Source organism: Pseudomonas fluorescens (genome assembly GCF_902497895.1).
GTDB lineage: Bacteria > Pseudomonadota > Gammaproteobacteria > Pseudomonadales > Pseudomonadaceae > Aquipseudomonas > Aquipseudomonas fluorescens_BP.
In genome coordinates this window covers 46596-52595 of the sequence record NZ_CABVHQ010000042.1, presented here as the reverse complement: position 1 = coordinate 52595, position 6000 = coordinate 46596, and the positions used below count along the sequence as shown (strand labels likewise).

At 61.5% G+C, this 6000-nt stretch carries 5 protein-coding genes and 1 pseudogene; 2 read left to right on the top strand and 4 right to left on the bottom strand.

What is annotated here, in order from left to right; translation table 11 throughout:
• The 3 genes and pseudogenes from F8N21_RS20140 to F8N21_RS20130 all read right to left on the bottom strand — a co-directional run.
• Positions 1-196: pseudogene (locus F8N21_RS20140) on the bottom strand (DNA lesion error-prone repair protein ImuA); the annotation flags it as partial.
• Positions 196-813 carry a transcriptional repressor LexA gene (lexA, locus tag F8N21_RS20135; RefSeq protein WP_150643771.1) on the bottom strand — a complete coding sequence of 206 codons (618 nt, stop codon included), beginning with the start codon at positions 811-813 and terminating at the stop codon, positions 196-198. The pseudogene F8N21_RS20140 and the gene lexA, both read right to left, overlap by 1 nt.
• A 232-nt stretch (positions 814-1045) precedes the next feature.
• A complete protein-coding gene (locus tag F8N21_RS20130) occupies positions 1046-1933 on the bottom strand; it encodes a Dyp-type peroxidase (RefSeq protein WP_150643770.1) in 888 nt (295 codons plus the stop codon).
• A gap of 359 nt (positions 1934-2292) precedes the next feature.
• On the opposite strand from F8N21_RS20130, the gene F8N21_RS20125 reads away from it, so the two are divergent.
• Positions 2293-3918: an NADP-dependent glyceraldehyde-3-phosphate dehydrogenase gene (locus F8N21_RS20125; protein ID WP_150643769.1), complete on the top strand. Its 1626-nt coding sequence runs from the start codon at positions 2293-2295 to the stop codon at positions 3916-3918.
• Between the two features lie 55 nt (positions 3919-3973).
• A complete protein-coding gene (locus F8N21_RS20120; protein WP_191624362.1) occupies positions 3974-5029 on the top strand; it encodes an FUSC family protein in 1056 nt (351 codons plus the stop codon).
• Between the two features lie 7 nt (positions 5030-5036).
• Here the strand turns inward: F8N21_RS20120 and F8N21_RS20115 are convergent, their stop codons facing one another.
• On the bottom strand, positions 5037-5930 hold the full coding sequence (locus F8N21_RS20115) for a DMT family transporter (RefSeq protein WP_150643768.1): 894 nt from the start codon (positions 5928-5930) through the stop codon (positions 5037-5039).
• Positions 5931-6000: the final 70 nt, after the last annotated feature.

The following is a 6000-nucleotide window of genomic DNA, read 5'->3' as shown; positions in this document are numbered from 1 at the left end:
CCAGCCGCAACTCGCCGACGCCCGGCCCGGCGATGAGGATTTCGGTCAGGGCCGACTCCGGCCAGCCGCCAGTGGGCAAGGCTGCGTCCAGCGCTGCATGGCCAGTGGGTTGAGGACTGGCCGGCGGCGCGGCGGGCCGGCCCTTCCAGACCTGACCGCCATTGAACAGCGTGTCCAGAGCAACGACGGCGCCCATCACCCTTGCCTCACCAGGCCACAGAACACCCCTTCGATGGCCAGGTCCTGATCGGCGCGCACAACGATGGGTGCATAGGCCGGGTTGCGCGGCAGCAAGCGCACACTCCCGGCGACCCGTTCAAAACGCTTGATGGTGACTTCACCGTCGAGCCGCGCCACCACGATCTGGCCGTTTTCAGCCTCGGGGCTGCGCCGTACGCCCACCAGGTCGCCGTCGAGAATGCCGTCCTCGATCATCGAATCACCCTGTACCCGCAGCAGGTAATCGGGGGTTCGCGAGAACATCGCCGGGTCCAGCATCAGCCGGCTGTGCACCTGCGCATCGGCCCCGATCGGCGCCCCGGCGGCCACCCGCCCCAGCACCGGAACATCCAGCAGCTCGGGCCGGGGCGGCTGGTTCAACAGCCGGATACCCCGCGCCTGATGGGCGTTGACCTCGATGAAACCGGCCTCGGTGAGAGCCACCACATGCTTGCGCGCCACACTGCGCGAGGCAAAACCAAAGGCCTCGGCGATCTCGGCGAGGCTCGGGGGCTGGCCTTGCTGCGCGATACGGTCGCGGATAAAGGTCAGGATGGCAGTACGGCGGGGGCTTAAAGTCGTCATGGAGTACATTTGTACTCCTGTCGGGTTTTTCTGACAAGAGCCGCCAGTCGTCAACGGCATCGATACGGGTAAGGATCGCCTGGGCGAAGATCAAAAGATCGCAGCCTGCGGCAGCTCCTACGGGGGATTGCCGTACACCCGAGAGTTCACGGGTGTACTCGGTTGGCGTAGGAGCTGCCGCAGGCTGCGATCTTTTGGGCATAAACACGCCCTGAAGGTATTCGGTCCGCAACTGCCTCACTCAGCCAATCCGCAACGCCCGCAGATCCAGATAACCGTCCTTGAGCGGCGGGCACCAGTAGTAGCCACCGGTAATCGGCCGGCTCATCCGATAGAGGCCATCAACGATGCCGTCCTCCAGACCGCTCATGCGCCGCAGCTGGACTTCAAAGGCATCGAGGGAATAGCCGAAGGCAAGGAACATCAGGCCCGCGCGCTCACCTTCCAGCCACGGCATCGAACGGCGCACGACGAAGGCTTCAGGGGCGAAGCTCTCCTGGGCGGTACGTTTGACGTGAGCGGACGCCGGTGCGTCTTCAAGCTCTTCATTGTCGCTCTTGCGCCGACCGATGATGTGATCCTGTTCCTCGGCCGGCAGCGCGGCGAAGCCATCCAGGTCGTGCTGCCATTGCTGAAGCGCCGCAAAGCTGCCGCCATGCAGGCCATCAACGCCCTCGCCCACCAAGGCTGCCGTCACGGCCGCTTCGTTGAGGGGGTTTTCGGTGCCGTCTTCGTAACCGCTCAGATCGTGCCCGGCCTTGTGGCGGAAGGCCTCGGTCATCTGCACCAGGCGCAAGGCCGGGGCCAATGCCATTTCAATGGCGCGACTGCGGTGCAGCAGCTCGCCACGGTCTTCGCCGTGCAACCAGCACCAGAGCGCGTGTTGGGTCGACGGGTTATCCACGCCGACTCCGGCCATCGCCGGAAACGCCCGCAGACCATCGATCCGGCCGCCAAGGGCCCTTACCAGTGACTCGCCGAAACCGACTACCGCGGCTTTCCCGTCCACCAGCTGCAGCAATTTGTCGATCGCCGCCGGCAGTGCTTCGACGGATTCGAGGGTAAAAAACAAATGACGTGCCTGCGGCGGTACTGGAGTGGCGAGGATGCCCGGCTGGTAGTAACTCATGTGAACTCCTTGTGAAAACCCGAAGTTTAACCGGCACGCGGGAATATGCGCTTGCCGTTTCAAGGGAAATGAACCCTGCGCGACAAAAAACCGCGACAAGGATTGCCGGGGAACGACTTGCTCAGTGTCAATGATCAACAGTGTTTTCAGTAGCCTGCGCCCTCCTCTCAGGGCGGCATTGAGCTAGAGTCGAACAGACTTGGATAAATGGCGCATGACAACCCCTGTCGCAATCAGGTAAAACGATTCAGCAAAGTCGATCGAGGGGCACAGCGAACTGCCTGAAAACCTTGACCCTCAGCCAAAGCTCCGCGATAACAATTCTTGTCTGCATCACCCAATCCATACGGGGTAGCACCATGACCACAGATAACCTTCTCAGCCAGCTGTTTCCTGCCGCCGCCGACATTCCGGAAAAGTACCGCCTCGATGGCCGGATCGAACAACGCGAATACCTGGTCGATGGCACCTTGCAGATCTGGCCCGGCCCCCTCGCGCAGGTGCGCAGCCCGGTCTACCTGGCCGGTGACAACGCTGATGAACAAGTTATCCTCGGCAGCACTCCGCTGCTGGACGCCAGCACCGCCTTGACCGCCCTGGATGCCGCCGTGCGGGCCTACGACAAAGGTCAGGGTGAATGGCCGACGATGCGCGTCGCCGAGCGCATCCGCCATGTCGAAACCTTCCTCGGGCGCATGCGCGAACAACGCGAAGCGGTGGTCAAGCTGCTGATGTGGGAGATCGGCAAAAACCTCAAGGATTCGGAAAAGGAATTCGACCGCACCTGCGACTACATCGTCGACACCATCAACGCCCTCAAGGAACTGGACCGTCGCTCAAGCCGTTTCGAGCTGGAACAGGACACCCTCGGCCAGATTCGCCGCGTACCGATGGGCGTGGCGCTGTGCATGGGACCTTACAACTACCCGCTGAACGAAACCTTCACCACCTTGATCCCGGCCCTGATCATGGGCAACACCGTGGTGTTCAAACCGGCCAAGCTCGGCGTGCTGTTGATTCGCCCGCTCCTGGAGGCCTTTCGCGACAGCTTCCCGGCCGGGGTGATCAACGTCATCTACGGCAGCGGCCGCGAAACCGTCAGCGCGCTGATGGCCAGCGGCAAGATCGATATCTTTGCCTTCATTGGCACCAACAAAGCTGCCAGTGACCTGAAGAAACTGCACCCAAGACCTCACCGTTTGCGCGCCGCCCTGGGCCTGGATGCGAAAAACCCCGGCATCGTCTTGCCCGAGGTCGACCTGGACAACGCCGTCAATGAAGCGGTGACCGGCTCGCTGTCGTTCAACGGTCAACGCTGCACCGCCTTGAAAATCCTCTTCGTCCATGAGGACGTGGTCGACAGCTTCATCGAGAAATTCAACCAGAAGCTGAAGTCCCTCAAACCGGGCATGCCTTGGGAAAACGGCGTGGCGCTGACACCGCTGCCGGAATCGAGCAAAGTCGATTACCTGCACTCGCTGGTGGCGGATGCCGTGAGCAAAGGCGCCAAAGTGGTAAACGCCAACGGCGGCGAATCCCGAAGCTCGTTCTTCTATCCCGCCGTGCTCTACCCGGTCACCACCGAGATGCGCGTGTATCAGGAAGAGCAGTTCGGCCCGGTGGTGCCGATCGTTCCCTACCGCGACCTGGAAACCGTGATCGACTACGTCCTGGAATCCGACTTCGGCCAACAGCTGAGCATCTTCGGCACCAACTCCACCGAGGTCGGACACCTGGTCGACACCTTCGCCAATCAGGTCGGCCGCATCAACATCAACGCCCAGTGCCAGCGCGGACCGGACACCTACCCGTTCAATGGCCGGAAAAACTCGGCCGAAGGCACGCTCTCGGTCCATGATGCACTCAGGGTATTTTCGATCCGCACCCTGGTCGCGACCAAGTTCCAGGAGAGCAACAAGGAACTCATCAGCGATATCATCCGTAATCGCGAGTCGACCTTCTTGACCACCGATTACCTATTCTGAGAGCGCCTTTGGAGGACAGCACCTGAGCCCGATAAGCTACCTGCGATCATTTCCAATGCCCGCGCTGTTGCGCCGATTCCTGCGTCCGCTGCTGGACCCTTATCGGCGCTATCGCCATGCCCGACTGATCCACGCGGTGCGGGTCTCACTGGGGTTGCTGGCGACTATCCTGCTGACCAGCGGGATCAACCTGCCCCATGGCGAGTGGGCTTCGGTGACCATGCTGGTAGTGATCGGCGGGCTGCAACATCACGGCAATATCGGCAAGAAAGCCAAGGAGCGAGCCTACGGCACCTTGATCGGTGCCGGGGTCGGCCTGTTGCTGGTGGCCCAGCATGCCTGGCTGGGGATGCCATGGCTGACCTATCTGGGCATGTCGGTGGTCTGCGGTTTCTTCTCCTACCATGCGATCGGCAAGGGCGGCTATACCGCGCTCCTGTCGGCGATCACGGTGTTCATCGTCGCCGGTCACGGCGACAACCCGGTGACCGACGGCCTCTGGCGCACGGTCGACATCCTGATCGGCATCGCCCTGGCCCTGGCGTTCTCCTTTGCCTTGCCGCTGTATGCGGTCTATTCCTGGCGTTACAACCTGGCCAGCGCACTGCGCGACTGTGCAGCGATCTACAGCCGAATCGTCAATGGCCGGTCAGTCACCGACGACGAATATCACAAACTGATGAACCGGTTGAACGGCGTCATGCTGCAACTGCGTTCGTTGATGCCATCGGTATCCAAGGAGGTGCGGATCTCGATGACCGAACTGGATACCTTGCAACGCCACCTGCGGATGTGTGTCAGCACCCTGGAAATCCTCGCCAACACCCGACCGGATGCCAGCGACGAACAGGCCATGGCCCAGATGCAGTCGGCGCTGAAACCCGAACACCGGCAAATCCGCGTGCAACTGATCGGCATGGCCCGCGCCCTGAAATCCGGCGCCACCCAGCGGCTCGAACGTCCGCTCGATGGAGCCCATAACGACCCGCCACTCAATGCCCCGGTCTACAGCGCATTGGATGGCTATCGGCTGTTGACCCGCCAACTGGCGGCCAACATCGCCGAAATGCACCAGCGGCTGGGGAAAACCGCGACGCACTGGAAGATCTGAAAGCCAGTCACTGCACCGCAGTGCGACGCAAACCAAAGCCCCACCCCTGCTGCATGCCTGCCGCCGCCAGCAGGATTGCGATCACCCCAACCCACTGCAGCAGTTCAAGGCTATGGCCGAAGGCGAACCAGTCGACGAAAATCGCCGCGATCGGGTAGATAAATGACAGCGCACCGGTCAAGGCAGTCGGCAGTTTCTGAATAGCCCCGTAAAGCAGCACATACATCACCCCGGTATGCACCACACCCAGTGTCACCAGGCTGGCCCAGGCTGATGATTCCTGTGGCAGCGCGGCGATATTCGCCCACGGCGCCAGCAACAGCACGCCGGTGCAGACCTGAATCAATGCGATCAAATGCGGTGGAGTGCCGGTCAGGTGCTTGATGATCAGCGCGGCGATGGCATAGAGCAGTGCCGCCCCCAACGCCAGGCCGATCCCCAGCAGGTATTCATTGCCGCCGGCGCCCTGCTCGCCATGGGCGCTGACAATCGCCAGCATCCCGACAAACGAAATACTCAGCCAGAACAGTTTTTGCGCAGTGATCTTCTCACCGAGAAAGAGCGCGGCCAACCCCACCAGCATAAAGGGCTGGACGTTGTAGACCGCAGTGCCGATCGAGATCGAGGCTCGGGAATAAGAGGCAAACAGCAGCACCCAGTTACCGACAATTGCCACGCCGCTGAGGACCGCCAGCAAAAAGGTGGTGCGACTCAAAATACCCGGACGCAGGAATCCCAGGACCGCGCAGATCACCAGCAAGGTCACCGCGCCAAACACGCAACGCCAGAACACCACGTCCAGCACCGGTTGCCCGGACACCAGCACAAACCAGCCAATGGTCCCTGAAATCAGCATCGCGGCGGTCATTTCAAACGACCCACGACGTATCGACTTATCCATCATCCACCTCCTCAGCAAGTGGCTGAATTATGCCAATCCTCAGCCAGGCATCTCCAGCGCCAAAAGCAGG